Genomic DNA, 24,209 nt, shown 5'->3' on the forward strand with positions numbered 1-24,209 from the left:
GCCCCCCACCCTCGCGCCATTCATCGCCCCATTGACCCCTGCACCGCTTGGGCTAGGCTCCCGCCATGTTCATCGGCCATTTCGCCCCGGCGCTGGTCGCCGCCGCCCGGCCGAAAGCCGCGGGCCTCGGCACGCTCTTCGTCGCGGCGCAGCTCGTCGACATCGGCTTCGCCGCGCTGCTGGTCCCGGGGATCGAGGCGATGCGGATTGAACCCGGCATCACCGCGATGAACCCGATGGACCTCCATCACATGCCCTATACGCACAGCCTGCTCGGCAGCCTGCTGTGGGCCGCGGCCTTCGGCGCGCTCGTCCTCGCGGCGACGAAGCGCCGCGCCGCGGCGATCGGCGCGGCGCTGGTCGTGCTGTCGCACTGGTTCGTCGACCTCCTCGTCCATATCCCCGACCTCACCCTCTTCGGCGCGCCGCCGAAGCTCGGGCTGGGCCTCTGGAACCATCCCGCGGTCGCGATGCCGCTCGAGCTCGCCTTTATCGGCGCGGCGCTCTTCTATTATGCGCGCCGCACCCAGGCCCCCGCCGGCAACAGGCGCCTCTGGATCCTCGCCGGCCTGCTCGCCTTCGCGCAAGGTATCGACTGGTTCGGGCCGAAGGAGCCCGCCTATTCGCTCGCCATCCCCGCGACGATGCTCTTCGCCTACACCCTGCTCGCCGCCACCGCGGCCTGGGCCGGCGCCAACCGCCAGCTCGCCGGAGCCCCCGCATGACGCTGCACCATGTCGCCGGCTACGGCCTGACCGCGCTGATCTTTGGCATCCTCGACGCGATCTGGCTGACCAAGGTCGGGCCCAAGCTCTACCGCCCCGAAATCGGCGAGCTGCTGATGGACGGCTGGCGCCCCGCGCCGGCGCTGGCCTTCTACGCGCTCTACATGCTCGGCATCCAGATTTTCGCGGTGGCCCCCGCGCTCGAGGCGGGCCGCTGGCAGGTCGCGGCGCTCTACGGCGCGCTGTTCGGCTTCTTCTGCTACATGACCTACGACCTCACCAACCATGCGACGATGAAGATCTGGTCGCTCAAGGTCACCCTCGCCGACATCGCCTGGGGAACTGCCGCGACGGGCCTCGCGGCGGGCGCCGCGGCCTGGCTGGTGCTCGCGCTGCTCCCGCGCAGCGCCTGACCCCTCGCCGCGCCGCGCAATCGCGATTCCATTCTTTGCAATTGCCGCGACTCCGCGGCCCCGCCATGCTGCACCGCACAAGAGAGAGGGGCGTAAAGGCAAGTTTTGTTCAACAAACAAGGACTTGCATCATGAAAAAGATCATCCTCCCCATGCTGACCCTGCTCGCGCTCGTCCCCGCGGCGGCGCATGCCGAAGAGGTCCGCCGCTTCGAGCATGAAGGCCGCATCTACAGCTATACGATCAAGACCGTCGGCGAACGCCGCGTGATCGACGGCGTCGACGAAGCGACCGGCAAGCGCTTCTCGCTGCGCGTCGGCCCGCGCAAGGTGCGCGGCACCGTCGGTTCGCAGCAGGTCGAATTCGCGCTCAAGGACGTCGAGCCGCTCAAGGCCTCGGTCACCGTGCTCGCGGCGCGCTGATCTCAGACCGGAACAGGCCCCATTTATCGCCCGAAAGCGGTCATGGGGTCTGTTCCAATCGCGCGCACCTCGCTAAAGGCGCGCCATGACTCAGACCGCAACCGCGCCCGCCTCCGTCATCACCCCCGAGATCGTCGCCGAACACGGCCTCTCGCCGGAAGAGTATGAGCGCGTCCTCTCCGCCCTCGGGCGCGAGCCGAACCTCGTCGAACTCGGCATCTTCTCGGTCATGTGGTCCGAGCATTGCAGCTACAAAAGCTCGCGCATCCATTTGAAGAAACTGCCTACCGAAGCCCCTTGGGTGATCTGCGGCCCCGGCGAGAATGCCGGCGTCATCGACATCGGCGAAGGGCCCGACGGCAAGAAGCTCGCCGCGATCTTCAAGATGGAGAGCCACAACCACCCGTCGTACATCGAACCCTATCAGGGCGCGGCGACCGGGGTCGGCGGCATCCTCCGCGACGTCTTCACCATGGGTGCGCGCCCCGTCGCCAACCTCAACGCGCTGCGCTTCGGCCGCCCCGATCACCCGAAGATGAAGCATCTCATCTCGGGCGTCGTCCACGGCATCGGCGGTTACGGCAATTGCGTCGGCGTCCCGACGGTCGGCGGCGAGGTCAATTTCCACAAGGCCTATGACGGCAATATCCTCGTCAACGCGATGACCGTCGGCGTCGCCGAGCAGGACAAGATCTTCTATTCGGCCGCATCGGGCGTCGGCAATCCGATCGTCTATGTCGGCTCGAAAACCGGCCGCGACGGCATCCACGGTGCGACCATGGCGAGCGCCGACTTCGGCGAGGATGCCGAGGAAAAGCGCCCCACCGTGCAGGTCGGCGACCCCTTCACCGAAAAACTGCTGATCGAGGCATGCCTCGAACTGATGGCGTCGGACGCGATCGTCGCGATTCAGGACATGGGCGCCGCGGGCCTCACCTCCTCGTCGGTCGAAATGGCGTCGAAGGGCGGCGTCGGCCTCCACCTCAAGATGGACGATGTGCCGCAGCGCGAAACCGGCATGACGGCCTATGAAATGATGCTGTCCGAATCGCAGGAACGCATGTTGATGGTCCTGAAACCCGGCAAGGAAGAGTTCGCGAAGGCGATCTTCCACAAATGGGAGCTCGACTTCGCGGTGATCGGCACCGTCACCGACACCGGCCGCATGGTGCTCGAACATCATGGCGAGATCGTCTGCGATATCCCCCTCGCCCCGCTCGCCGACGACGCGCCGCTCTACGATCGCCCGCACGTGCCGACGCCCAAGCAGGCCGAACTCACTGACGTTCCCGAGACGAAGGACGTCGCCGCCGACCTCAAGACGCTGATAGGCACTCCCGACATCGCCAGCCGCCGCTGGATTTACGAGCAGTACGACAGCCAGGTCGGCGCCGACACGCTGCAGACCGGCGGCGACGCCGCGCTCGTCCGCATCCACGGCACCAACCGCGCGCTCGCGATGAGCACCGACTGCACCCCGCGCTATTGCTACGCCGACCCGGTCGAGGGCGGCAAACAGGCGGTCGCCGAGACGTGGCGCAACATCACCGCGGTAGGCGCGACGCCGCTCGCGATCACCAACTGCCTCAACTTCGCCAACCCGCAGCGCCCCGAGATCATGGGCCAGATCACGGGCTGCCTCGACGGCATGGCAGAGGCGTGCCGCGCGCTCGACTATCCGATCGTCTCGGGCAACGTCAGCCTCTATAACGAGAGCAAGGCGACCGGCGGCGGCAGCGCGATCCTGCCGACCCCCGCGATCGGCGGCGTCGGCGTGATCGAGGATTTGAACCGCGCCGTCGGCATCGGCTTCAAGCGCACCGGCGACATCGTGATGGCGGTCGGCGAACGCGCCGGCCATCTCGGCCAGTCGATATGGCTGCGCGAAATCCACGGCCGCGAGGAAGGCCCGCCGCCGTCGGTGAACCTCCGCTGCGAAAAGCGGACCGGCGACTTCATCCGCACCGCGATCAACGCGGGCTGGATCACCGCGTGCCACGACGTGTCCGACGGCGGCATCGCGGTCGCGCTCGCCGAAATGGCCTTGAAGTCAAACATCGGCGTGCTCGTCAGCGAAGAACAGCCCTTCGGCGTCGCCGAAAGCTTCTTCGGCGAGGATCAGGGCCTTTATCTGGTCACCGTCTGCGACACCTGCCTCGCCGACTTCCTCGACGCCGCGGGCCGCGCCGACGTGCCGGTCGACCCCGTCGGCCGCACGATCAAGGACCGCATCGTCTTCGAACTGCCCGACAGCGACCATCAGGTGACGCTCGCCGAACTGCGCGAAGCCCACGAAGGTTTCTTCCCGAACCTGATGGGCGCCGACGCGGCGCTGGCCTGAGATTCAAGCAAGAAGGACTCGCACAAAGCCACGAAGCCACAAAGAGGGTGCGTAGCTGCGACATCGATATGCGCCGATAGCGCGCAGCGCTATGACGGACGCTCTTGCATGGGGCGATGTACGCCGGATCGGCACGCCCTCTTTGTGGCTTCGTGGCTTCGTGCGAGATAAGGGAACAAGCGCAGCCGTCCGCAGGAGAGAAGCAAGTCATGAGCATCCACATTGGCATCGGCGGCTGGACCTTCGAACCCTGGCGCGGCACCTTCTACCCCGACAAGCATCCGCAGAAGCGCGAGCTCGAATATGCCGGCCAGCATCTCACCGGGATCGAGATCAACGGCACCTATTACAGCAGCCAGAAGCCCGAGACGTTTGCGGGCTGGGCGGCCGCGGTCCCCGACGGTTTCAAGTTCAGCGTCAAGGCCTCGCGCTTCACCACCAACCGCAAGGTGCTGAAAGACGGCGCCGCCTCGATCGAGAAATTCCTGACGCAGGGGCTGACCCGGCTCGGCGATCGGCTCGGCCCGATCCACTGGCAGTTCATGGCGACCAAGAAATTCGACGCCGACGATTTTGCGGGTTTCCTCGACCTGCTCCCCGACACGCAGGATGGCGTCCCGCTCCGCCACGCGATCGAGGTCCGCCACGAAAGCTTCCGCGACCCGGCGTTCCTCGCCATGCTGCGCGAACGCAACATGGCGGTCGTCTACGCCGACAGCGACGAATTCCCGTGCATCGAGGAGCAGACCGCCGACTTCACCTACGCGCGGCTGCAACGCAGCCAGGAGGATGTCGAAACCGGCTATGACGCCGAGGCGCTCGACCGATGGGCCGCCCAAGCCAAGGACTGGGCCAAGGGCGACCGCGACGTCTTCCTCTTCTTCATCTCGGGCGCCAAGGTCCGCAACCCCGCCGCCGCGCAGGCGCTGATCGCACGGCTGTGACCACCGGCTATTCGGGCACCCCGCTAGCGAAGAAACTATCGCTGAAGGACGGCATGACCGCGTGGTTCCACGCGATGCCCGACAGCGTGCGCGAAGAGATCGGGGATGTCGCGCTCGACGAACGCGCCGCGCCCGAAGCGGGCCTGCAGGCCGCGCATATCTTCAGCACCGAGCGCGCCGAACTCACCCGCCTGCTGGCCGAATTGCGGACGCTGATCGATCCCGCGGGCTTCGTCTGGGTGAGCTGGCCCAAGAAAGCCTCGAAGGTCGCGACCGACATCACCGAAGATGTCATCCGCGACATCTGCCTGCCCATGGGCTTGGTCGATGTGAAGGTCTGCGCGGTCGACGCCGTGTGGTCGGGCCTGAAGCTGATGATCCGCAAAGAGCTACGCTGAACTCCGGATCGGCGTATGTTGCCGTTGACCAGATCCTCCCCATCGCTCCGCGAAGGGGAGGATCTATCCGGTCAAGCCGCCACGGCCTGCGCCGCGAGGAAGTTATACGGGTCGATGCCGCGGCTGCGGTACGCCCGGTGCGCTTCCTTGTAGAGCGTCGGCTCGCCGATCCCCAACCGCGCCCGCGCGGTGTCGAGCGGCTCGGCGAGCAGCGCGCGGATATCCTGCTCGATGATCGCCTGCGACGCCTTGCCGTGGCGCTGGCCCTGGCGGATCGCACCCATCACCGGGGCGCCGCCGTCGACGCGGCGCTTGAGCTCGTAACCGCCGGCATAGGCGATGAAGAAATTGCCGTAATTGCCCGTCTGGCCATAGGTGAAGCCGAGCACGCACTGCTCGCCGAGCGCGTCGCGGCCATAGCCGGTCAGGATGTGGAACAGGTCGTGCGTGTCGCGCAGGCGATTGGCATACCACTGGATCTGGTCGTCGAACTTCGGGCGGCCCATCTTGTCGGCCTCGGCGACCAGCCCCGCGGCCGACAGGCCCTCGCGGCGCATGAAGGTCACATAGGCGTGGCCGACCGTGCCCTCGGGCAGTTCGTCGATCCAGCTGTGATCGTCGAGCAGGTCGGGCAGATAGGGCTCGCTCGCCATCAGCTGGCGGCCCTTTTCGCTTTCCACGAAAGCGCGCGCGTCGTCCATGAAGCCCTTGCGCGGCAGATTCTCGAAGATGTGGAACACCTGTTCGGTGTCTTCCTTGTCCTTGATGAGGTTGCGGAAGTGCCGGAGCGCCTTCAGTGGGCGGAACTTCGCGGGCTGGCGGTCGGGGTGGGAGAAGATCGTCGGGATCGTGGCGGTGGTCGCGGTCATGGGGGAGAACCTCGTCTCGAATCGTTGCTGATTGCACCCTAGCATTACTGACATAGATGTCAATAGTTGATGAACGGGGATCCGGTGCCGGAAATAACCGCTCGACGCTGCGCGGGCGGAGCGATAGCTCTACCCCGGTCCTGAGGGGGAACGGGCATGACGAACGGCAGTGCGGCGACACGCTATGAAAGCCTCGACGCGATCCGCGGGGTCGCGGTGATGGGCATTTTGGCGATGAACATCGTCGCCTTCGCGATGCCGATGAGCGCCTATTTCAACCCCGCCGCGGGCGGCGCGCCGAGCGGCAGCGACCTCGCGACCTGGGCGTTCAACTTCGTCTTCGTCGATTCGAAGATGCGCGGGCTCTTCTCGATCCTGTTCGGCGCGAGCACGTTGCTCGTGATCGAAAACGCCACCGCGGGCGGACGCAGCGCCGCGGGCAGCCATTATATGCGCATGCTGTGGCTGCTGCTGTTCGGCCTCGCCCATTATTATTTCATCTGGTTCGGCGACATCCTCTCGCTCTACGCGGTGTGCGGGCTGCTGCTCTTCCTGTTCCGGAACCTCTCGATCCGCGCGCTGCTGATCTGGGCCGGGGTGTTCCTGCTCATCTCGCTCGCCATCCTCGGCTCGACCTGGATTTCCTTCGCCGCGCTCGAGGCGGGCCGCCTGCCCGCCGCCGATGCCGCGGCGATGCGCGAGCAGATGGACCAGTTCAACGCGATGATGGGCCCGAACTCGCCGACCTATGCCAAGGACGTCGCGCATTTCCTCGGCAGCTATGCCCAGATCGCGGGCATGCGCCTGGGCGAAGCCGCGATCGAGCCGCTGATCCAGGTCATGCTCTTCGCGTGGGAGACGATGGCGCTGATGCTGATCGGCATGGCGCTCTACAAGTCGCGCATGCTGACCGGCGAATGGAGCGCCGCGCGCTACGCCAAATGGGCGGGCCTCTGCTTCGCGATCACGGCGCCCGTGCTGGCATGGATGGCGTGGCACAGCATCGAAACGGGCTTTGCGACGATGACGGTCTTTTCGACCAGCCTCGTCTTCTCGCTCCCCTTCGACATCCTGATGGCGGTCGGTTGGGCGGCGCTGATCATGCTGCTGATCCAGACGCGCGCGAGCGACGCGGTGCGCGCCCGCCTCGCCGCGACGGGGCGCATGGCCTTCACCAATTACCTCGTGACGTCGATCGTCATGACGACGATCTTCTACGGCTATGGGCTCGGACTGTTCGGCAGCGTCGGCCGCGCCCCGCTCTATCTCTTCTGCTTCGGCATGTGGGCGGCGATGCTGCTCTGGTCGAAACCGTGGCTCGCGCGCTACCACTACGGCCCGCTCGAATGGCTGTGGCGCAGCCTGTCGCGCCTCAGCCTGCAACCGATGCGCAAGAATTAGGCGCTGGACGCCACGCGCCGCATCTGTATTATATATATAATACAGTGGAGAGCGATATGCGCGAAGATAGAGACATTACGGGCGACCGCCTGATCACCCTCGACGCGCTGCGCGGCTTCGCGGTGATGGGTATCTTGGCGATGAACATCGTCGCCTTCGCGATGCCCGAAATGGCCTATGTCTCGCCCAAGGCCTATGGCGGCGAGACGTCGTCGGACATCGCGGCCTGGGCGATGGGCTTCCTGCTCTTCGACGGCAAGATGCGCGGGCTCTTCTCGATCCTGTTCGGCGCGAGCATGCTCCTCATCATCGACCGCGCCGAGGCGAACGGCCAGAGCCCGCGCGCCGTCCACTATCGTCGCATGGCGTGGCTCGCGGTCTTCGGCCTCTGCCATTTCTTCTTCATCTGGTGGGGCGACATCCTCTTCCTCTACGCGAGCGTCGGCTGCATCGCCTTCGGCTTCCGCAAATGGGAGGCGCGGCGGCTGATCAAATGGGCGATCGGGCTGTTCACGCTGGGCGTGGTGCTGACCTCGCTCTTCTTCGGCGCGCAGCTGTTCATCGCCGCGCAGGCCGACAATCCCGCCTCGCCCATGGCCGAGGCGGGCCGCGACGTGCGCGACGAATATGCCAAGATCGACGCGGAAGTGACCGAGGAACTCGCGCTCTACCGCGGGCCCTATGGTCCCATCCTCGACGAGCGGCTGGGCAGCGCCGCGAACCCCGTCGTCGGCGTGCTGATGACGATGCTCGAAACGCTGCCGCTGATGATGCTGGGCATGGCACTGTTCCGGAGCGGCTTCCTCACCGGGTCATGGACCGCCGAAGCCTATCGCCGCATTGCGCTCCGCTGGTTACCGCCCGGGGTGCTGCTCACCCTGATCGTCGGCTGGCTCCAGTGGCGCTCGGGCTTCGACTATATCGTCGCGGTCAACGCCTTCATGGCCTGGGCGGGTCCGGGGCGGCTGATGATGACGATCGCCTATGCCGCGCTGCTCGTGCTGCTGATCCGCCGCGCGGCGTCGAGCCCCTTCATCGCGCGCGTCGCCGCGGCGGGGCGCGCCGCCTTCTCCAACTATCTCGGCACCAGCATCGTGATGACGACGATCTTCTACGGCTATGGGCTGGGGCTGTTCGGCGACGTCGGGCGCTGGACGCTCTACCTCTATTGCGCCGCGATGTGGGCGGTCATGCTGCTGTGGTCGAAACCCTGGCTCGACCGCTATCGCTACGGCCCGCTCGAATGGCTATGGCGCAGCCTCGCACGCGGGTCGCTCCAGCCGATGAAAAAGGTTGCGCCGGCTCAGTAACCGACGGCGCGCCCGAACCCCGTCGGGCGCCGCTGGACTAGCGGGTTCGCCTCGCGCTCCAGCTCCGCCAGCGTCTTTTCGAACAGCGGGCGCAGTTCGACGACGCGCGGCAGATATTCCTCGGGGCTGATCTGCGCCTCGACGCAGTGGCGCGCGAAGGTTTCGATATCCTCGGCGAGCTCGGCGAGCTTCTCGGCCCCGAACTGGCGCGATTCGCCCTTCAGCGTGTGCGCGGGCATGACGAGGCCGCGGGCGTCGCGGGCGCGCATGGCTTCCTCGATCGCGGCGACCGATTTGGTGCCGTCCTCGCGAAAATAACCCAAAATCCGCACGAAGGCGGCCCCGAGCTGGGTGCGCGTCGCGCGGAATTCATCCCAATCGACCAGGATATCGTCCACTCTTCTGTCCCTTGGCGTTAAAATCGGTCCGTGGTCCCGCGCCCGTCATGCCGCGAACCCGGTAAAAAAGCCGTTACGATTCGCGTGCCCCAGGCGAATGCGGCCCGTTTTGGGTCAGCTGCGGCGGACCAGCCAGCACTCGTCGCTCTCGGCGGCCAGCGACCAGCCGTTCTCGGCCGCCAGCGCCGCGATTTCGCGCCCCGCCTGCGGGTCGTCGGCGAGCAGGATCACCGCGGCATCGCTGCGCATCGCGCGCGCCAGCCGCAACGCGGGCCAAGGACAGCGCATGCCGCGCGTGTCGACGGTTACGACGCTTACCGCGTCGCTCGTCGCCGCGTCACTCGTCATAGGGATTGCGCGAATTGCGGAAATTGAGCCGCACCGGCACGCCCTGGAACCCCAGCTCCTTGCGCATGCCGTTGACCAGATAGCGTTCGTAGCTGCCCGGCAGCGCGTCGGTGCGCGTGCCGAAGACGACGAAGGTCGGCGGCCGCGTCCGCGCCTGGGTGATATAGCGCAGCTTGATCCGCTTGCCGCCCGGCGCCGGCGGCGGATTGGCGTCGACCGCCGCCTCGAACCAGCGGTTGAGCTTCGCGGTCGAGACGCGGTTGGTCCAGATGTCGCGCTGTTCGAAGGCGACGCGCACCAGCGTGTCGATCCCCTTGCCCGTCGCGCCCGAAATGGTGAGCACCGGTACGCCCTTGACCTGGGAGAGCCCGTCGTCGAGCGCGGTGCGCACGCCATTGTACAGCGAAGAGGGATCCTCGGCGACGTCCCACTTGTTGAGCGCGACGATCAGCGCGCGGCCTTCCTGCAGCACCTTGTCGGCGATGCGCAGATCCTGCGCCTCGAGCCCCTTGGTCGCGTCGAGCAGCAGCACCACGACCTCGGCGAAATCGACCGCGTGCAGCGCGTCGGCGACCGACAATTTCTCCAGCTTGTCGACCACCTTGGCGCGCTTGCGCATGCCCGCGGTGTCGAACAGCTGGATCTCGTGGACCTCGCCGTCCTTTTCCCATTGCCAGTCGACGCGGATCGAATCGCGCGTGATCCCCGCCTCGGGCCCGGTGATCAGCCGGTCCTCGCCGATCATGCGGTTGATGAGGGTCGACTTGCCCGCATTCGGCCGCCCGACGATCGCGAGCTTCATCGGGCCGAGCGGCGCGTCCTCATCCTCTTCGCCGCCGAGCGCCGGCGGCGCGGTCGCCGCGGTTTCGGCGTCGAAGCCCTCGACGATCGGGCGCAGCGCGTCGAACAGGTCGACGACGCCCTCGCCATGCTCGGCGCTGAGCGCGATCGGATTGTCGAAGCCGAGCGAATAGCTTTCCATCAGGCCGTTCTCGCCCTGCTTGCCCTCGGCCTTGTTGACCAGCAGGATGATCGGCGTGTCCTCGCTGCGCAGCCAGCGCGCGATTTCCTCGTCGAGCGGGGTCACCCCGGCGCGGCCGTCGATCATGAACAGAGCCGCATCGGCCTCGCGCACCGCTTTCTCTGTCTGTACGCGCATGCGGCCGGGCAAGGTCGCGGCATCCTGATCCTCGAAACCCGCGGTGTCGACGATGCGGAATTCCAGCCCCAGCAGCTTGCCGTCGCCCTCGCGCCGGTCGCGCGTCACCCCGGGCTGGTCGTCGACCAGCGCCAGGCGCTTGCCGACCAGCCGGTTGAACAGCGTCGATTTGCCGACATTGGGCCGGCCGACAATGGCGATCGTTGCGGACCGCGCCATGCGTTTATTCCTGTTCCTGTCGGGACCGCCCCGGCCCCGACTTCAATTCAGCGCCAGGCGGTGATGCGCCCGTCGTCCGCCAAGATATAGAGGACGTTGTTCGCGACGATCGGCGGCTGCGACAGCGGCGTGTCGAAGTCGGTCGTCGCCACCGTCGACCCGTCGGTCGGCGAAAACTCGACGAGCTGGCCCTCGCTGTTCACCGCGATCAGCCGGCCGCCGGCCAGGATCGGGCCGGTCCAGCGGATCGGGTCCTTCTTCTTCTTTTCGGTCTCGACGCGGAAGCGCGACAGCTGCTGCATCCAGCGCACCTTGCCCGTCGCGCGCGCGACGCACAGCAATTTGGCGTCGTCGGTCATCGCATAGACCCACTCGCCGACCACATAAGGCGTCGAGATGCCGGCGATCGAGATCTCCCAGGTACGCTGACCGGTGACGAGCTCATAGCTCGCCATGCGTCCGCCCTGCCCCAGCGCGAAGACGCGGCCGCGGTCGATCACAGGATCGGCGTCGACGTCCGACAGCGTCGACACCGACAGCGCCATCGAGGTGCGCGCCAGCGCGTCTTCCCACAGGTCGCGGCCGTTCTCGTAACGATAGGCCTGCACCTCGCCCGACGAATAGCCCGCGACGATCGTGCCCTGCCCGGCGGCGGGGGAACCCGCGCCGAAGATGCTGCCGGCTTCGAGCGAGGCGGTCGCCTGCCACAGCACCGCGCCATTGGCCGCGTTGAGCGCGATGATCTGATTGTCCTGGCTGATCACATAGACGCCGCCGAAGGCGACCGTCGGTGCGCCGCGCAGCGGGCCTGCGGGCTTCACCTTCCACAGCACCGATCCGTCGGTGGCATTGAGCGCCGCGACGTCGCCGACGCCGCTGGTCGCATAGACGACATTGCCGTCGACCGACGCGCCGCCGCCGAACAGCGAATCCTTGAAATCCTTGCCCTCGCTGCCGATCGACACGCGCCACAGCGCCGCGCCGGTATCGGCCGAAAAGGCATAGACGACGGCGTCGGTGCCGACCGCGAACAGGCGGTTGTCCGACACGACGGGCGCCGAGGCGAGGCGCTGCTTGTTGTTGCCGCCCGCGATGCTCGCCGACCAGATCTGGCTGCGCGACGCGCCGAGCGCGGGGTGGCCCATCGATTTCGAAGCGTTGCCGCCCGACTGCGCCCAGTTCGCGTTGACCGCGGGTTCGGGCAGCACGACCGCGACCGACGCGGTGGCGGCGTCGACCTTGACGCTGTTGTCGTTCGACAGGATCGACACGCGCTCGCCGACGGTCGGGGTCTTCGGCCCGCCGTTGCCCTTGAACACGCCGCAACCGGCGAGCGACAGGGCCATCAGCGCCGCGCCGGCAAATTTCGCATTACGCATTATTTCTTTTCCTCAGCTGCAGCGGCGGTGGCCGCCTTAGGCGCGACCCCGGCTTGCTTGTCCTTGGCGGCGCTTTCGGCCGCGCGATCCTTGACGGTGTCGATACCCAGCATGCCCGCCATCTGCACAGAACGCGACTGCAGCGACTTGGGCAAATTGGGGGCATCGGTGATGCGGCCGTAGAGCGCGCCCGCCTGTTTATACTGGCCGAGCTGGCAATGCGCGATCGCGCTCAGCTCGGCGGCGCTCGAAAAGAAGCTCGACGGCGGGTCCTTGGCGTCGACCATCGGCTTCATCCGCGCGATCACCACCTCGGGCTTCAGCGTGTCGAATTCGAACGCCGTCTGGCGCAGCAGCGCGAGGTCACGCAGCGACTGGTCGAGCTTGGTGTCGGCGGCGGCCTTCGCCATCAGCGCCGCGGCGGCCTTGGTATCGCCGCGCTCGGCCTTCATATTCGCCTGCTGGAACAGCGCCGCGGCGCGATAGGCATCGCCGCCGTCGGCTTCCAGCTTGGTCAGGTCGGTGGTCGCGGCGGTCGGCTGGCCGGCCTTGGCCTTGTCGATCGCGGCGAGCAGCGCCTCGGCATGTTCGCCGCGCGCTTCTTCCTGCCTGTGCCCCCAATAGAGGTAACCGCCGAAGGCGAGCAGCGCCGCGATCACGCCCACGACGATCCAGCGCCCGAACCGCTGCCAGATATTGTCGAGCCGATCCTTGCGGACGGCGTCGTCCACTTCCTGCATCAGGGCCGCATTGTTCGTCGGGCTCAGCGCCACGCATATCCTCCATGTCCGGACCGCGCGACGGCGCGGCCGGTGGTTTCCTTAGCGACGGCGCCCGAAAAGGCCAAGCCTTTCACTCGGCTGGGCACCACCGCTTTGCTCGGCTTATCCAGCGTAGATCTGATCTTCGGTGGGGAATGAACGGGACCTGACTTCGTCCGCATAATGTTTGACCGCGCCGCCGATGACGCCGGCCATATCCTCATATTTCTTCACGAACTTGGGCACGCGTTCGAACATGCCCAGCATGTCGTCGGTGACCAGCACCTGCCCGTCGCACTGCGCCGACGCGCCGATGCCGATCGTGGGGCAGGCCACCTTGTTCGTGATCTCGATCGCGATCGATTCGAGCACGCCCTCGATGACGATCGAAAAAGCGCCCGCCTGCGCGACCGCGACCGCATCCTCGACGATCGAGCGCGCTTCTTCCTCGCTCTTGCCGCGCACGCCATAGCCGCCGAGGATGTTCACCGCCTGCGGGGTCAGCCCGACATGGCCCATCACCGGGATGCCGCGCTGGGTCAGGAATTCGATCGTCGGCGCCAGCACCTTGCCGCCCTCGACCTTGACCGCCGCGGCGCCCGTCTCCTTGAGCAGCCGCGCGGCATTGTCGAACGCCTGCTGCGGGCTGCCTTCATAGCTGCCGAAGGGCATGTCGACGATCACCGCGGCATGATAGCTGCCGCGTACCACCGCGGCGCCGTGCAGCGCCATCATGTCCATCGTCACCCCGACCGTATGCGGCAGGCCATAGATCACCTGCGCCAGCGAATCGCCGACCAGCAGCATGTCGCAATGCGGGTCGAGCAGCTGCGCCTGGCGCACCGTATAGGCGGTGAGCATGACGATCGGCTCGCCGCCCTTGCGCTGGCGAATCCGCGGCACCGTCAGGCGCTTCATCGGCTGCGGCGTCGGGTTGGCGCGGCTCGTCGAGGTGTCGAAGGTGAGCGTTTTGGAGATGGTGGACATGGGTCGGCGGCTTAGCGGCTTCTGCCCGGACGCGAAAGCGGCAAAGCCGGGGCCATGTCATCCCGTCTTGACTTCATGTTAAAAATATTAGACATAGAGTTCGAATCACCTGACATGGAGTTGATAATGGCGTTCCGCGAGAAGATTCACTGGGTCACCTTGGTGACGATGGCCGCCGCGTTCGGCTGGTATTTCCTCGTCTATCCCTGGCAGATCGCCGACAGCCCCGCGGGGGTGTGGGCGACGGCGGGGCTGCTTGTGCCCGTCACCATCGCGATCATCGTCGCGATGACCGTGGCGACGGCCTTCCTCGCGATCCGCAACCGCGCCGAGGTCGACATCAAGGAGGACGAGCGCGACCGCAGCTTCCACATGCGCGGTACGCATTATGCCTATTACCCGCTGGTGGTCGGCATCTGGATCAACATCTTCCTGATCTTCTGGGGCATCAGCCAGGCGCAGCAGCTCAACATGATGATCGCGACGCTCGTCGTCGCCGAGCTCGTGCGCATCGGCACCCAACTCTACCTCTATCGCCGGGGCTATTGAACCATGTCCCCCGCGATCCTCGAATCCGCCCGGCAGCTTGCCGGCGACGACACCGGAGACTCGTCGATGAACTTCCGTGAAAAGACTGCGTGGCTGAACGCCATCGCCCCGCTCGCCGCCTACACCCTCTATTTCGGGCTCATCCTCGCCGGGCATCCCGCCGGGCGCGAGGTGTTCCCGATGCTGTGGCTGTTCGGCTCGATCGCCATCGCACACGCGATCATCGCCATGGTCGGCACCGCCATCCTGTGGGCGCAGGCCCCGAAGTCGGAGCGCGCACGCGCCGACGAGCGCGACCGCGCAATCCACCGCCGCGGGGCGACCATCGCCTATTATGTCCTGCTGGTGGGGACGACGATCGTCGCGGTCTATATGCCCTTCGTCACGAGCGGGGTGCCGCTGGCGAACGCCGGCCTGTTCGCGATCGTCGCCTCCGGGCTGGTGAACAGCGTCGTCGTGCTGATGAGCTACCGGAGGGGCTGGCATGGCTAGTCTCCCCTTCACCAACGACATCCGCACCCTGCGCTTCCTCGCGGGCGAGATGACGCAGGGCGAGCTCGGCGACCGCGTCGGGGTGACCCGCCAGACGATCGCCGCGATCGAACAGGGCAAATATTCGCCGTCGCTCGAAGTCGCCTTCCGCATCGCGCGCTGCTTCGACAAGCCGCTCGAGGCCGTCTTCCAGTGGACCGACGGCAATAGCTGAGACGCGCGGCCGCGCCGGCCCGGCATCAGGCTCTCCCCGGGGCCGATGCCGGGCCGAATATTTGGCCCGTGGGTGGCGGCTTTGGGGTGGGGAGCGGACGTACTTAATCCTCCCTATCGCGAAGCGATGGGGAGGGGGACCATGCGAAGCATGGTGGAGGGGTGCGTGCAGCCGAACTCGGCGTATGACCTCCCGCACCCCTCCACCACCCTGCGGGTGGTCCCCCTCCCCACGGCTTCGCCGCAGGGAGGATTAAGATGTCCGCTATCGCCCGATACCTGCCGTCAGCTGTAACGCGATCAGTCGCGCCCCGCAGCCGTCAGCGCCGCGAGTTGATCCTCGTTCAGCACCAGATCCTCGCTGCCCATGCTCTCGTCGAGCTGCGCGACGCTCGTCGCGCTGGCGATCGGCGCGGTCACGCCCGGCTGCGCCGCGACCCAGGCGAGCGCGATCTGCGACAGGCTCGCGCCGGTCTCGGCCGCGACGGCGTCCATGGCCGCGAGCATCGCCGGGCCCTTGCCCTCGATATAGGGCTTCACCCGCGGACCGCGCGCACGATGGCCGATGTCGTCGAGGCTGCGGTACTTGCCCGATAGATAGCCCGACGCGAGGCTGAAATAGGTGACCACGCCCAGCCCCTCGGCGATGCAGAGATCCTGCAGCGCGCCCTCATATTGCCCGCGGTCGAGCAGGTTGAGTTCGGGCTGCATCGCGGTGAAGCGCGGCAGCCCCTTCTCGTCCGCAACGCGCAGCGCCTCGGCGAGGCGGCCCGCCGAATAATTGGACGCACCGATGGCGCGCACGATGCCCGCATCCATCAGCTCGGCGAAGGCGCCGAGCACCTCGTCCAGCGGCACGTCGGGATCGTCCTTGTGCGCAAAATAGAGGTCGATCGTCTCGACACCGAGCCGCTCCAGCGAGCCCTGCACCGCGTCGCGGATGCGCTCGGGCTTGAGCCCGCCGGGCATCATCCCGACCTTGGTCGCGATCAGCACCTCGTCGCGCGCGCCGCTTTCCTTCAGCCACGCGCCCATCATGCTCTCGGACTCGCCGCCCTTGTGCCCCGGAACCCACGCCGAATAGACGTCGGCGGTGTCGATCATCCCGCCGCCGCGCTCCACGAAGCGGTCGAGCACCGCGAAGCTCGCGTCGCGGCCTGCAGTCATGCCGAAGACATTGCCGCCAAGCACGAAGGGGCGGATCGAGAGGCCGCTGTTGCCGAGGGGGCGTTGAGTCATCTTGCGCCTTTCATCACCGCGGCGGCCTCGCGGCTGTTGTCGCTGAACAACCCGTCGATGCCGGTCTTGAGATAGGCCGAAATCTCGGCCGCCAAGTCGCCATGACCCGCCGGATCGATCCCCGCCTTGTCGCCCAGCGGCAGGAAATAATTCTCGCGGCGGAAGGTCCAGGGATGGACCTTGAGCCCCGCGGCGTGCGCGTCCTTCACCAGGCTGGTCGGGTCGCCGAGCGTGCCGAGCGCGCCGCGCGGGATCACCATCGCCTTGTTCGGGCCGATACCGTCGGCATAGACCGCGACCGCCTTCAAGCCCCCGGACGTCGCCATCGCGGCGTAGCTGGTCTTGGCATCGTCGGCGGGTCCGCCCTCGGCATCCATCAACTGGATCAGCGGCAGGTCGCTCTTCGCACGGATCGCTTTCAGGTTCGCGACCTCGAAGCTCTGGATGAAAACGGGCGCGCTGCGGCCCCTATAGCCATATTTGTCGAGCGCCGCGAGCAGCGCCGCCTCGTGCGGCAGGCCGATCCCGATGAAATAGCTCGGATGCTTGGTCTCGGGATAGACGCCGATCGGAACCTTGCGCCCCTTATTGGCCTCGACCAGCAGATCGAGGATCTCGTCGAAGGTCGGCACGGCGTAGCGCCCGTCATAATCGGTCGAGCGGAGCTGCGGCAGCCGCTCCCTCGCGCGCAGCGTCTTGAGTTCGGCGAGGGTGAAGTCCTCGGTGAACCAGCCGGTAAACTCCTGCCCGTCGATCGTCTTGGTCGCCTTGCGCGACGCGAATTCGGGATGGTCGGCGACGTTCGTCGTTTCCGAAATCTCGTTCTCGTGCCGCGCGACGAGCACGCCGTCCTTGGTCAAGACCAGATCGGGCTCGATATAGTCGGCGCCGAGTTCGATCGCGAGCTTGTACGCCTCCAGCGTATGCTCGGGCCGCTCGCCCGAGGCACCGCGGTGCGCGATCAGGATCGCCGGCTGGCCGTCGAGCGTGGGGGCCTGCGCCGCCATCGGCTCAGCCCCGCACGCCGCGAGCAGCAGCGCGAACAGCGCGGCGGGGCGCCGGATCATGCAAAGCGCTTCTGCCACTCGTCGGCCGAAAAGCCCACGCTCACCCCGTCGTCGGTCTCGACCACCGGCCGCTTGATCATCGCGGGCTGCGCGAGCATCAGCGCCTTGGCCTTGCCCGTGTCGAGCCCCGCCTTGTCGGCGTCGGGCAGTTGGCGAAAGGTCGTCCCGGCCTTGTTGAGCAATTTCTCCCAGCCGATCGCGTCGATCCAGAACTGCAGCTTCGCCGGGTCGAGCCCGTCCTTGCGAAAATCGTGGAACGTATGCGGAACCCCCGCCGCATCGAGCCAGCGCCGCGCCTTTTTCACCGTGTCGCAATTGGGAATTCCGTAGAGAGTCAGTGCCATTAAACCCACGCTAGAAGTTGCCGATGACAAATATGCGGCAATCCTAAGCGATAGGCGGCAAGTCGGCAATGCGGGCGTTGGCACTCGCGAGCTTGCCGCGCAGCGCGCGTGCGAAACCCTCGTGGAGCGCGGCGGCGATGTCGGGATTGGCCCCCAGATAGGCGCGCAGCGCCGCGGCGGGCATGAACCACAGCCGCGCATTGCTCGCGAGCAGCACCGTGCCCGTCGCATGGCTGCCGTCGAGCACCGTCGCTTCGCCGATCAGCGCCCCGCCCGCGAGCGTGCCGACATCGACGCCCTCGCGGCGGATCGTCGCGCTGCCGTCGGCGAGGTAGAAGAGGCTGGGCGCCGCCTGATCCTCGCGGATCAGCACCTCGCCGCGCCGCGCCGAAATCCAGTGGCCATGATCGATCAGGCGGCGCACGTCCGCGGCGCCGAGCTTCTCGAAATGGAGGCGGCGCAGTTCCTGTTCCTCGGGCGTGAAGCGAATCTGGCCCTCGCCGATCCGTCCGCGCACCGCCTGCCCCAGATTGACCGCGAGGATGACGATCAGCAGCAGCGAATAGCCGGCGCCCGGCCAGTGCGAGATCGCGATCGGCAGCGCAAAGACCGATGCGATTGCCAGCCCGATCCGGACATGCACGAGGCGCATGGCAAAGCTGATCGCGAGGATCGCGAGCAGCGCACCGTACCCCAGCCATGCGGGATCCAAACTCGCCATATCCATCTTTTCGTCTTTGCGGCCCCTTGAGCAAGGCCACTAAGTATATAAGGTTACGGATTGCCGAACGGATGGCGGCCGGCCCCCCGGCGCATGCCCCAAAAACCATAGCAAACTATCAGTTTTTGGCGGCAAAGAAAAGCATAGGTGCGCAAAGGCGCCGCCGATGCTAATTTCCTTATCCTTGCCTCCCGCGCGGGTTCGCGCCATGGCGGCGCGCGATTCGGATTTTGGATTTTTTGGTTATGACACAGCAATGGCAGCCGCACAGCTGGCGCTCGCACGAGGCCCGCCAGCTTCCCACCTACAGCGACGACGCGGCGCTCGCCGCCGCCGAGCGCGAGCTGTCGAACTATCCGCCGCTGGTTTTTGCGGGCGAAGCGCGCGACCTGACGCGCGAGCTCGGCCGCGTCGCCGAGGGCAAGGCGTTCCTGCTGCAAGGCGGCGACTGCGCCGAGAGCTTCGCCGAATTCCATCCGAACAATATCCGCGACACCTTCCGCGTGCTGCTCCAGATGGCGGTCGTGCTGACCTTCGCGTCGAAAATGCCCGTGGTGAAGCTCGGCCGCATGGCGGGCCAGTTCGCCAAGCCGCGGTCGGCCGACATGGAGGATGTGAACGGCGTCGAGTTGCCGAGCTATCGCGGCGACATCATCAACGACATCGCCTTCGAGGCCGAGGGCCGCGCCCCCGATCCGCAGCGCATGGTCAAGGCGTATAACCAGTCGGCGGCGACGCTGAACCTGCTGCGCGCTTTCGCCGGCGGCGGTTATGCCAACCTGCACCAGGTCAACGCCTGGACGCACGACTTCATGGACCGCAGCCCCTGGGCCAAGAAATATCAGGAGACCGCGGCGCGCATCTCCGAAGCGCTCGCCTTCATGGAAGCGTGCGGCGTGACGCCCGAGACGGTCCCGCAGATCAAGGGCACCAGCTTCTACACCAGTCATGAGGCGCTGCTGCTCCCCTATGAGCAGGCGCTGACGCGGCAGGACAGCCTGACCGGCGGCTGGTACGACACCTCGGGCCACTTCCTGTGGGTCGGCGACCGCACGCGCTTCGAAGGCTCGGCGCATATCGAGTACCTCCGCGGCATCGGCAATCCGGTCGGCATGAAATGCGGCCCGAGCCTCGAGCCCGACGTGCTGCTGCGCCTGCTCGACACCCTCAACCCCAATCATGTCGCGGGCCGCATGACGCTGATCACGCGCTACGGCCACGACAAGATCGAGGCGCATCTGCCCAAGCTGGTGCGCGCGGTGAAGGAATCGGGCCATCCCGTCGTCTGGTCGTGCGACCCGATGCACGGCAATGTCATCAAGACGCCCAACGGCTACAAGACGCGCCCGTTCGAGCGCATCCTGGCCGAAGTGCGCGGCTTCTTTGCCGTGCACCGCGCCGAGGGCACGCATGGCGGCGGCATCCATATCGAGATGACCGGCCAGAATGTCACCGAATGCACCGGCGGCGCGATGGACGTGACCCAGATGGACCTCGCCGACCGCTATCACACGCATTGCGACCCGCGCCTCAACGCGGGGCAGTCGCTCGAGCTCGCGTTCCTGCTGGCCGAGATGCTCAACCAGGAAATGGCCGAGCGGGCGAAGCAGGCGGCGTAAGCCACAAGATCGCCGCCCCTCTTCGGGGGCGGCGCCTCTTTACTTCTCGGTCCCCGACCAGGTCTTGGTATCGGCAAACGCCCGGCCCAGCGCGACATGCAGGTCGGCGTCCTCGGCCGCGCCGCCGAGCGGGATCGCATCGCTGAAATTGTCGGTCGCGCGGTGGTAATCGCTGCCGAGGAACGCCTCGAGCAATTTCATGTCCGAAAAGCTGCCGCCGACCATCAGCGACGGCACGCCCTTGGCGCCGAGCGCCCAGCCGTCCTGCCGCTGGACGAAGGCGTCGGCCTCGCCATCCTCGTCGAGCTTCCGCCCCAGGTCGGCCGCGACCTTGCGGATCACCGCGTCATAGGCGGGCCGCCCGCGCCCGATCGTCGCGACCGGCGTGCCGCGCGGCGAGATCGCGATGGTGTCGATGTTGAGCGCGACGGTGATGTCGCTCAAGGGCACCACCGGATGGTCGGCGAAATAATAAGCGCCGATCAGCCCTTTCTCTTCCGCCGTGGTCGCCATGAAATAAATGTCGCGGTCGGGGCGCGGGCCCGCGGTCAGGCGCTTCGCCACCGCGCCCAGCACCGCGATGCCGCTCGCATTGTCGACCGCGCCGTTGCAGATGCGGTCGGCGTCGCCTTCCTCGCCGCAGATACCGAGATGGTCCCAATGGCCGAGGAAGAGCACCGCTTTGCCGTCGGGCTTGGCGCCGGGCAGCTTGGCGATGACATTGTGGCTGGCGAAGGGGCGCACCGTGGTGGTCGCCGACAGGTCGGCGGTCAGCGGCAGTGCGAGCCCGCGATAGTCGGCGCTCTTGGCCGCGGTCAGCGCGCCCTCGGCTTGCTTGCCGAGCAAGGTCTGGAGCGCGGGCTGCGCGATGAAACCGCTCGCCTGTGCGCCGGGCTTGGCGCTCGCGAGGCGCACGCTCTTGCTGCCGAGCGAGGCGCGCAGATCCTCCCACGGCAGGCTGTCGGGCGCGACCACGAGCACGCCCGCGGCGCCGGCGTCGGCGAGCATCTGGCGCCGTTCGCGATAGCGCGGCAGCTTCTCGCCGAAGGGCGCATTTTCATAGAGCAGGATCGCGAGCTTGCCCGCGACATCGGCATTGACCTTGCCCGCGCCGTCGACGCCATAGCCGACGAAGACGACGGGCACGTCGGCGAGCGCGAGCGACGGGTCGCGCCCGGTGAGGATCAGGCTGTCGGCGGCAAGCTTGACCTCGCGCCCCTTGCTCTTGAACTTGACGCTGCCGTCGACCGACTGCGTCTCGACCAGCGGCACCGGCTGCAGCCAGGGCGTCGCGCTGCCCGGCACGGGTTCGAGCCCGAGCTTCGCCCATTGGCCGACGATCCAGGCGATGGTGCGATCCTCGCCCTCGGTCCCCGGCGCGCGGCCCTCGAAGGCGTCGCTCGCCAGGACTTTAATGTCGGCGGCCAGCTCGGCCTCGGTGACCGGGGCGTCGAGGGGCTTGGCGTGGACGGCGGGGGCGGCGAAGGCCAGAAGGGCGACGGCCGCGATCGCGGCGCGAAATTTAGTTGCGTGCATGGGCGCGCGGCATGGCACGCTCGCGGGAGCCGGGCAAGGCACGTTCGTCGAAAGCTGCGGGGCGTCTATCGTCCGGCGCGTTCCAGCAGCGCCCTTGCCGCCGCCACATGCATGTCCTCGATCATCCGCCCGTCGTGCCGCTGCGCCCCGCCCGTCGCCGCAGCGACCAATGCCTCTGCCGCAGCGATCTCGCGTGCCGAAGGCGCAAAGGCGGCGTTGCACGGGTCGACCTGCGACGGATGGATCAGCGTCTTCCCGTCGAAACCCAGCCGCCGCCCCTCGCCCGCCTCGGCGGCGAAACCCGCGGCATCGTCGATCGCATTATAGACGCCGTCGAAGCACCACACCCCGCCCGCCCGCGCGCCGAGCACGATCGCCTGTATCGCATGACTCATCGCGCTACGGTCCATGCCGTCAGGCAGCTTCAACTCGTGCGCGAGGTCGTTGAGCCCCGCGATCAGCCCCGCGACCGATGCGTCGGCGGCGACGTCGCGCGCGGCGTAGATCGCGGCCGGCGTCTCGATCATCGCAAGCAGCGGCAGCCCCAGCCCGCGCGCGGGCTCGAGATCGGCGATCGCATCGACCTTGGGCAGCACCACCGCATCGATCGCCAGCCCTGCGACCGCGTTGATGTCCGCCGCCTGATGCTCGCTGCCCGTGCCGTTGATCCGCACCGCGACGCGCTTGCCCGGAAAGCCCGCGATGACCGCCGCGCGCATCGCTTCGCGCGCATCGGCCTTGCGCTCGGCAGGCACCGCATCCTCGAGGTCGACGATCAGCATGTCGGCGGCGAGCCCTCCCGCTTTTTCGAGCGCGCGCGCGTTCGAGCCGGGGACGTAGAGCAGCGAGCGGGGAGCGAAGTCGGCCATGCGCTTTTGTCTGGCGCAAGCGGCCCAAAGCCGCAATAAAGAAGGCGTTGCAGGTGGATATTTGCGGAGGGGACGAACGATGGGTTATGCTGCGATTGCCGTGCTGGTGCTGGCACTGGTGTTCGTATTCTGGGCGCTGACGCCCGTGCGGCAGGGCTATGCCTATACGATCGAGCGCTTCGGCCGCTTCACCCACACCGCCCAGCCGGGGCTCAACTTCATCATGCCGGTGTTCGACCGCGTCGGGCGCAAGGTGAACATGATGGAGCAGGTGCTCGACATCCCGGGCCAGGAAATCATCACCAAGGACAATGCGATGGTCGCGGTCGACGGCGTCGTCTTTTTCCAGGTGCTCGACGCCGCCAAGGCGGCCTATGAGGTCAGCGATCTTTACCTGTCGATCATGAACCTGACGACGACGAACCTGCGCACCGTCATGGGCTCGATGGACCTCGACGAGACCTTGTCGAAGCGCGACGAGATCAACACCCGCCTGCTGCACGTCGTGGACGATGCGACGACGCCCTGGGGGGTCAAGATCACCCGCGTCGAGATCAAGGACATCCGCCCGCCCGCCGACATTTCGAACGCGATGGCGCGGCAGATGAAGGCCGAGCGCGAAAAGCGCGCCAACATCCTCGAGGCCGAGGGCAGCCGGGCGTCGGAAATCCTGCGCGCCGAGGGCCAGAAGCAGAGCCAGATCCTCGAGGCCGAGGGCCGCCGCGAAGCCGCCTTCCGCGACGCCGAAGCGCGCGAACGCGAAGCCGAGGCCGAGGCCAAGGCGACGCAGATGGTGTCGGACGCGATCGCGGGGGGCAACGCGCAGGCGATCAACTATTTCATCGCGCAGAAATATGTCGAGGCGGTCGGCCAGTTCGCGAACAGCCCCAATGCCAAGACGATCCTCTTCCCGGTCGAGGCGACGCAGCTGATCGGCACGCTCGGCGGCATCGGTGAACTCGCCAAGGATGCGCTGGCGAACCGCAACGGGGGGCAGTGACATGCCCGACTGGCTGACCAATCTCGACCCGCACTGGGCGTGGCTCGCGCTCGGCGTGCTGCTCGCCGCCGCCGAGATCGTCGCGCCGGGCTTTTTCCTCGTCTGGATCGGCGCCGCGGCGATCGTCACCGGCCTGCTGACCTGGGTGCTGCCCATCGACAGCATCCCGGTGCAGATGGTCATCTTCGCCGTCCTGTCCTTCGTCGCGCTCTATTCGACGCGCCGCTGGCTGAAGGCGAACCCGATCACCACCACCGACCCGCACCTCAACCAGCGCGGCGCGCGGCTGGTCGGCGAGGTGCTGACGCTGACCCGCGGCATCGAAAACGGCCGCGGCCGCGCAAAAGTCGGCGACGGCGAATGGCCGGTGCGCGGACCCGATGCGGCCGAAGGTGCCAAGGTGCGCGTGGTGAGCGCCGACGGCGGCGTGCTGGTGGTGGAACTGGCCTGACGAGGCCGGTCCGAGAATAAATAGGGACAGTCCCC

At 67.0% G+C, this 24,209-nt stretch carries 27 protein-coding genes; 14 read left to right on the plus strand and 13 right to left on the minus strand.

Going from position 1 to position 24,209, the window contains the following annotated elements; all coding sequences use genetic code 11:
• Nucleotides 1-65 precede the first annotated feature (65 nt).
• The 6 genes from ATE62_RS12155 to ATE62_RS12180 all read left to right on the plus strand — a co-directional run bounded on the left by ATE62_RS12155 (nt 66) and on the right by ATE62_RS12180 (nt 5,243).
• On the plus strand, nt 66-725 hold the full coding sequence (locus ATE62_RS12155; RefSeq protein ID WP_058810237.1) for a hypothetical protein: 660 nt from the start codon (nt 66-68) through the stop codon (nt 723-725).
• Nucleotides 722-1,138 carry a DUF2177 family protein gene (locus ATE62_RS12160; protein ID WP_058810238.1) on the plus strand — a complete coding sequence of 139 codons (417 nt, stop codon included), beginning with the start codon at nt 722-724 and terminating at the stop codon, nt 1,136-1,138. The genes ATE62_RS12155 and ATE62_RS12160 overlap by 4 nt, the downstream gene beginning before the upstream one ends.
• A gap of 131 nt (nt 1,139-1,269) precedes the next feature.
• On the plus strand, nt 1,270-1,560 hold the full coding sequence (locus ATE62_RS12165; RefSeq protein WP_058810239.1) for a hypothetical protein: 291 nt from the start codon (nt 1,270-1,272) through the stop codon (nt 1,558-1,560).
• An 85-nt stretch (nt 1,561-1,645) separates the two neighbouring features.
• Entirely contained in the window at nt 1,646-3,901 is a 2,256-nt protein-coding gene (gene purL / locus ATE62_RS12170; RefSeq protein ID WP_058810240.1) for a phosphoribosylformylglycinamidine synthase subunit PurL, read from the plus strand.
• A 209-nt stretch (nt 3,902-4,110) separates the two neighbouring features.
• On the plus strand, nt 4,111-4,845 hold the full coding sequence (locus ATE62_RS12175; protein WP_058810241.1) for a DUF72 domain-containing protein: 735 nt from the start codon (nt 4,111-4,113) through the stop codon (nt 4,843-4,845).
• Nucleotides 4,842-5,243, plus strand: a complete 402-nt coding sequence (locus tag ATE62_RS12180; RefSeq protein ID WP_058810242.1) for a DUF3052 family protein — start codon at nt 4,842-4,844, stop codon at nt 5,241-5,243. The genes ATE62_RS12175 and ATE62_RS12180 overlap by 4 nt, the downstream gene beginning before the upstream one ends.
• A 71-nt stretch (nt 5,244-5,314) precedes the next feature.
• Here the strand turns inward: ATE62_RS12180 and ATE62_RS12185 are convergent, their stop codons facing one another.
• A complete protein-coding gene (locus tag ATE62_RS12185) occupies nt 5,315-6,112 on the minus strand; it encodes a Coq4 family protein (RefSeq protein WP_058810243.1) in 798 nt (265 codons plus the stop codon).
• A gap of 156 nt (nt 6,113-6,268) precedes the next feature.
• Here ATE62_RS12185 and ATE62_RS12190 point away from each other — a divergent pair, with 156 nt between their 5' ends.
• Together ATE62_RS12190 and ATE62_RS12195 are read left to right on the plus strand one after the other, a co-directional pair.
• Nucleotides 6,269-7,513, plus strand: coding sequence for a DUF418 domain-containing protein (locus ATE62_RS12190; RefSeq protein ID WP_058810244.1), 1,245 nt, complete (start codon nt 6,269-6,271; stop codon nt 7,511-7,513).
• Nucleotides 7,514-7,569: 56 nt separating this feature from the next.
• Entirely contained in the window at nt 7,570-8,823 is a 1,254-nt protein-coding gene (locus ATE62_RS12195) for a DUF418 domain-containing protein (protein ID WP_058810245.1), read from the plus strand.
• Here ATE62_RS12195 and ATE62_RS12200 read toward each other — a convergent pair.
• From ATE62_RS12200 to panB, 6 genes are all read right to left on the minus strand, one after another.
• On the minus strand, nt 8,817-9,221 hold the full coding sequence (locus ATE62_RS12200; protein ID WP_058810246.1) for an Hpt domain-containing protein: 405 nt from the start codon (nt 9,219-9,221) through the stop codon (nt 8,817-8,819). The two genes, ATE62_RS12195 and ATE62_RS12200, sit on opposite strands and share 7 nt — an antisense overlap.
• Before the next feature lie 114 nt (nt 9,222-9,335).
• Entirely contained in the window at nt 9,336-9,569 is a 234-nt protein-coding gene (locus ATE62_RS12205; protein WP_058810247.1) for a sulfurtransferase TusA family protein, read from the minus strand.
• Nucleotides 9,559-10,947: a ribosome biogenesis GTPase Der gene (gene der / locus ATE62_RS12210; RefSeq protein ID WP_058810248.1), complete on the minus strand. Its 1,389-nt coding sequence runs from the start codon at nt 10,945-10,947 to the stop codon at nt 9,559-9,561. The genes ATE62_RS12205 and der overlap by 11 nt, the downstream gene beginning before the upstream one ends.
• 47 nt (nt 10,948-10,994) lie before the next feature.
• Nucleotides 10,995-12,326 (minus strand): outer membrane protein assembly factor BamB family protein, encoded by a 1,332-nt coding sequence (locus ATE62_RS12215; protein WP_058810249.1) that lies wholly within the window; start codon nt 12,324-12,326, stop codon nt 10,995-10,997.
• On the minus strand, nt 12,326-13,099 hold the full coding sequence (locus ATE62_RS12220; protein WP_058810250.1) for a tetratricopeptide repeat protein: 774 nt from the start codon (nt 13,097-13,099) through the stop codon (nt 12,326-12,328). Before ATE62_RS12220 ends, ATE62_RS12215 begins: the two co-directional genes overlap by 1 nt.
• Nucleotides 13,100-13,210: 111 nt before the next feature.
• A complete protein-coding gene (gene panB / locus ATE62_RS12225; protein ID WP_156420680.1) occupies nt 13,211-14,074 on the minus strand; it encodes a 3-methyl-2-oxobutanoate hydroxymethyltransferase in 864 nt (287 codons plus the stop codon).
• Nucleotides 14,075-14,200: 126 nt separating this feature from the next.
• Between panB and ATE62_RS12230 the strand changes: the two genes are divergently transcribed.
• From ATE62_RS12230 to ATE62_RS12240, 3 genes are read left to right on the plus strand one after another with little or no spacing between them, the layout of a single operon-like run.
• Nucleotides 14,201-14,623, plus strand: coding sequence for a hypothetical protein (locus ATE62_RS12230; RefSeq protein WP_058810253.1), 423 nt, complete (start codon nt 14,201-14,203; stop codon nt 14,621-14,623).
• Between the two features lie 3 nt (nt 14,624-14,626).
• Entirely contained in the window at nt 14,627-15,115 is a 489-nt protein-coding gene (locus ATE62_RS12235) for a hypothetical protein (RefSeq protein WP_231736253.1), read from the plus strand.
• Nucleotides 15,108-15,329 (plus strand): helix-turn-helix transcriptional regulator, encoded by a 222-nt coding sequence (locus tag ATE62_RS12240; RefSeq protein ID WP_058810251.1) that lies wholly within the window; start codon nt 15,108-15,110, stop codon nt 15,327-15,329. The genes ATE62_RS12235 and ATE62_RS12240 overlap by 8 nt, the downstream gene beginning before the upstream one ends.
• 299 nt (nt 15,330-15,628) lie before the next feature.
• On the opposite strand, the gene ATE62_RS12245 is transcribed toward ATE62_RS12240, so the two are convergent.
• The 4 genes from ATE62_RS12245 to ATE62_RS12260 are packed head-to-tail and all read right to left on the minus strand — an operon-like array spanning nt 15,629 to nt 18,699.
• A complete protein-coding gene (locus tag ATE62_RS12245; protein WP_058808883.1) occupies nt 15,629-16,567 on the minus strand; it encodes an aldo/keto reductase in 939 nt (312 codons plus the stop codon).
• On the minus strand, nt 16,564-17,634 hold the full coding sequence (locus ATE62_RS12250) for a glycerophosphodiester phosphodiesterase (RefSeq protein ID WP_058808882.1): 1,071 nt from the start codon (nt 17,632-17,634) through the stop codon (nt 16,564-16,566). Before ATE62_RS12250 ends, ATE62_RS12245 begins: the two co-directional genes overlap by 4 nt.
• Nucleotides 17,631-17,978: an ArsC family reductase gene (locus ATE62_RS12255; RefSeq protein ID WP_058808881.1), complete on the minus strand. Its 348-nt coding sequence runs from the start codon at nt 17,976-17,978 to the stop codon at nt 17,631-17,633. The genes ATE62_RS12250 and ATE62_RS12255 overlap by 4 nt, the downstream gene beginning before the upstream one ends.
• A gap of 43 nt (nt 17,979-18,021) precedes the next feature.
• Nucleotides 18,022-18,699, minus strand: a complete 678-nt coding sequence (locus tag ATE62_RS12260) for a cyclic nucleotide-binding domain-containing protein (RefSeq protein ID WP_231736254.1) — start codon at nt 18,697-18,699, stop codon at nt 18,022-18,024.
• A gap of 245 nt (nt 18,700-18,944) precedes the next feature.
• Here ATE62_RS12260 and ATE62_RS12265 point away from each other — a divergent pair, with 245 nt between their 5' ends.
• Nucleotides 18,945-20,318, plus strand: coding sequence for a class II 3-deoxy-7-phosphoheptulonate synthase (locus ATE62_RS12265; protein ID WP_058808879.1), 1,374 nt, complete (start codon nt 18,945-18,947; stop codon nt 20,316-20,318).
• A 39-nt stretch (nt 20,319-20,357) separates the two neighbouring features.
• Here ATE62_RS12265 and ATE62_RS12270 read toward each other — a convergent pair whose 3' ends face one another.
• The gene (locus ATE62_RS12270; RefSeq protein ID WP_231736255.1) at nt 20,358-21,854 is read right to left on the minus strand and encodes a M28 family peptidase; all 1,497 of its coding nucleotides are present in this window, start codon (nt 21,852-21,854) and stop codon (nt 20,358-20,360) included.
• Between the two features lie 65 nt (nt 21,855-21,919).
• Nucleotides 21,920-22,723, minus strand: a complete 804-nt coding sequence (locus tag ATE62_RS12275) for an HpcH/HpaI aldolase/citrate lyase family protein (RefSeq protein WP_058808877.1) — start codon at nt 22,721-22,723, stop codon at nt 21,920-21,922.
• 79 nt (nt 22,724-22,802) lie between these two features.
• On the opposite strand from ATE62_RS12275, the gene ATE62_RS12280 reads away from it, so the two are divergent.
• Both ATE62_RS12280 and ATE62_RS12285 read left to right on the plus strand, forming a co-directional pair.
• The gene (locus tag ATE62_RS12280; RefSeq protein ID WP_058808876.1) at nt 22,803-23,723 is read left to right on the plus strand and encodes an SPFH domain-containing protein; all 921 of its coding nucleotides are present in this window, start codon (nt 22,803-22,805) and stop codon (nt 23,721-23,723) included.
• A gap of 1 nt (nt 23,724) precedes the next feature.
• The gene (locus tag ATE62_RS12285) at nt 23,725-24,174 is read left to right on the plus strand and encodes an NfeD family protein (RefSeq protein WP_058808875.1); all 450 of its coding nucleotides are present in this window, start codon (nt 23,725-23,727) and stop codon (nt 24,172-24,174) included.
• The last annotated feature ends 35 nt before the right edge of the window (nt 24,175-24,209 follow it).

The sequence above is a fragment of the Sphingopyxis sp. HIX genome, from assembly GCF_001468285.1.
GTDB lineage: Bacteria > Pseudomonadota > Alphaproteobacteria > Sphingomonadales > Sphingomonadaceae > Sphingopyxis.

Excerpts from the sequence above, each read along its gene's own strand:
- ATE62_RS12155 (WP_058810237.1), top strand. The coding sequence starts at position 66 with ATGTTCATCGGCCATTTCGCCCCGGCGCTGGTCGCCGCCGCCCGGCCG.
- ATE62_RS12160 (WP_058810238.1), top strand. The coding sequence starts at position 722 with ATGACGCTGCACCATGTCGCCGGCTACGGCCTGACCGCGCTGATCTTT.
- ATE62_RS12165 (WP_058810239.1), top strand. The coding sequence starts at position 1,270 with ATGAAAAAGATCATCCTCCCCATGCTGACCCTGCTCGCGCTCGTCCCC.
- purL (WP_058810240.1), top strand. The coding sequence starts at position 1,646 with ATGACTCAGACCGCAACCGCGCCCGCCTCCGTCATCACCCCCGAGATC.
- ATE62_RS12175 (WP_058810241.1), top strand. The coding sequence starts at position 4,111 with ATGAGCATCCACATTGGCATCGGCGGCTGGACCTTCGAACCCTGGCGC.
- ATE62_RS12185 (WP_058810243.1), bottom strand. The coding sequence starts at position 6,112 with ATGACCGCGACCACCGCCACGATCCCGACGATCTTCTCCCACCCCGAC.
- ATE62_RS12190 (WP_058810244.1), top strand. The coding sequence starts at position 6,269 with ATGACGAACGGCAGTGCGGCGACACGCTATGAAAGCCTCGACGCGATC.
- ATE62_RS12195 (WP_058810245.1), top strand. The coding sequence starts at position 7,570 with ATGCGCGAAGATAGAGACATTACGGGCGACCGCCTGATCACCCTCGAC.
- ATE62_RS12205 (WP_058810247.1), bottom strand. The coding sequence starts at position 9,569 with ATGACGAGTGACGCGGCGACGAGCGACGCGGTAAGCGTCGTAACCGTC.
- der (WP_058810248.1), bottom strand. The coding sequence starts at position 10,947 with ATGGCGCGGTCCGCAACGATCGCCATTGTCGGCCGGCCCAATGTCGGC.
- ATE62_RS12215 (WP_058810249.1), bottom strand. The coding sequence starts at position 12,326 with ATGCGTAATGCGAAATTTGCCGGCGCGGCGCTGATGGCCCTGTCGCTC.
- panB (WP_156420680.1), bottom strand. The coding sequence starts at position 14,074 with ATGTCCACCATCTCCAAAACGCTCACCTTCGACACCTCGACGAGCCGC.
- ATE62_RS12230 (WP_058810253.1), top strand. The coding sequence starts at position 14,201 with ATGGCGTTCCGCGAGAAGATTCACTGGGTCACCTTGGTGACGATGGCC.
- ATE62_RS12235 (WP_231736253.1), top strand. The coding sequence starts at position 14,627 with ATGTCCCCCGCGATCCTCGAATCCGCCCGGCAGCTTGCCGGCGACGAC.
- ATE62_RS12240 (WP_058810251.1), top strand. The coding sequence starts at position 15,108 with ATGGCTAGTCTCCCCTTCACCAACGACATCCGCACCCTGCGCTTCCTC.
- ATE62_RS12245 (WP_058808883.1), bottom strand. The coding sequence starts at position 16,567 with ATGACTCAACGCCCCCTCGGCAACAGCGGCCTCTCGATCCGCCCCTTC.
- ATE62_RS12250 (WP_058808882.1), bottom strand. The coding sequence starts at position 17,634 with ATGATCCGGCGCCCCGCCGCGCTGTTCGCGCTGCTGCTCGCGGCGTGC.
- ATE62_RS12255 (WP_058808881.1), bottom strand. The coding sequence starts at position 17,978 with ATGGCACTGACTCTCTACGGAATTCCCAATTGCGACACGGTGAAAAAG.
- ATE62_RS12260 (WP_231736254.1), bottom strand. The coding sequence starts at position 18,699 with ATGGCGAGTTTGGATCCCGCATGGCTGGGGTACGGTGCGCTGCTCGCG.
- ATE62_RS12265 (WP_058808879.1), top strand. The coding sequence starts at position 18,945 with ATGACACAGCAATGGCAGCCGCACAGCTGGCGCTCGCACGAGGCCCGC.
- ATE62_RS12270 (WP_231736255.1), bottom strand. The coding sequence starts at position 21,854 with ATGCACGCAACTAAATTTCGCGCCGCGATCGCGGCCGTCGCCCTTCTG.
- ATE62_RS12275 (WP_058808877.1), bottom strand. The coding sequence starts at position 22,723 with ATGGCCGACTTCGCTCCCCGCTCGCTGCTCTACGTCCCCGGCTCGAAC.
- ATE62_RS12280 (WP_058808876.1), top strand. The coding sequence starts at position 22,803 with ATGGGTTATGCTGCGATTGCCGTGCTGGTGCTGGCACTGGTGTTCGTA.
- ATE62_RS12285 (WP_058808875.1), top strand. The coding sequence starts at position 23,725 with ATGCCCGACTGGCTGACCAATCTCGACCCGCACTGGGCGTGGCTCGCG.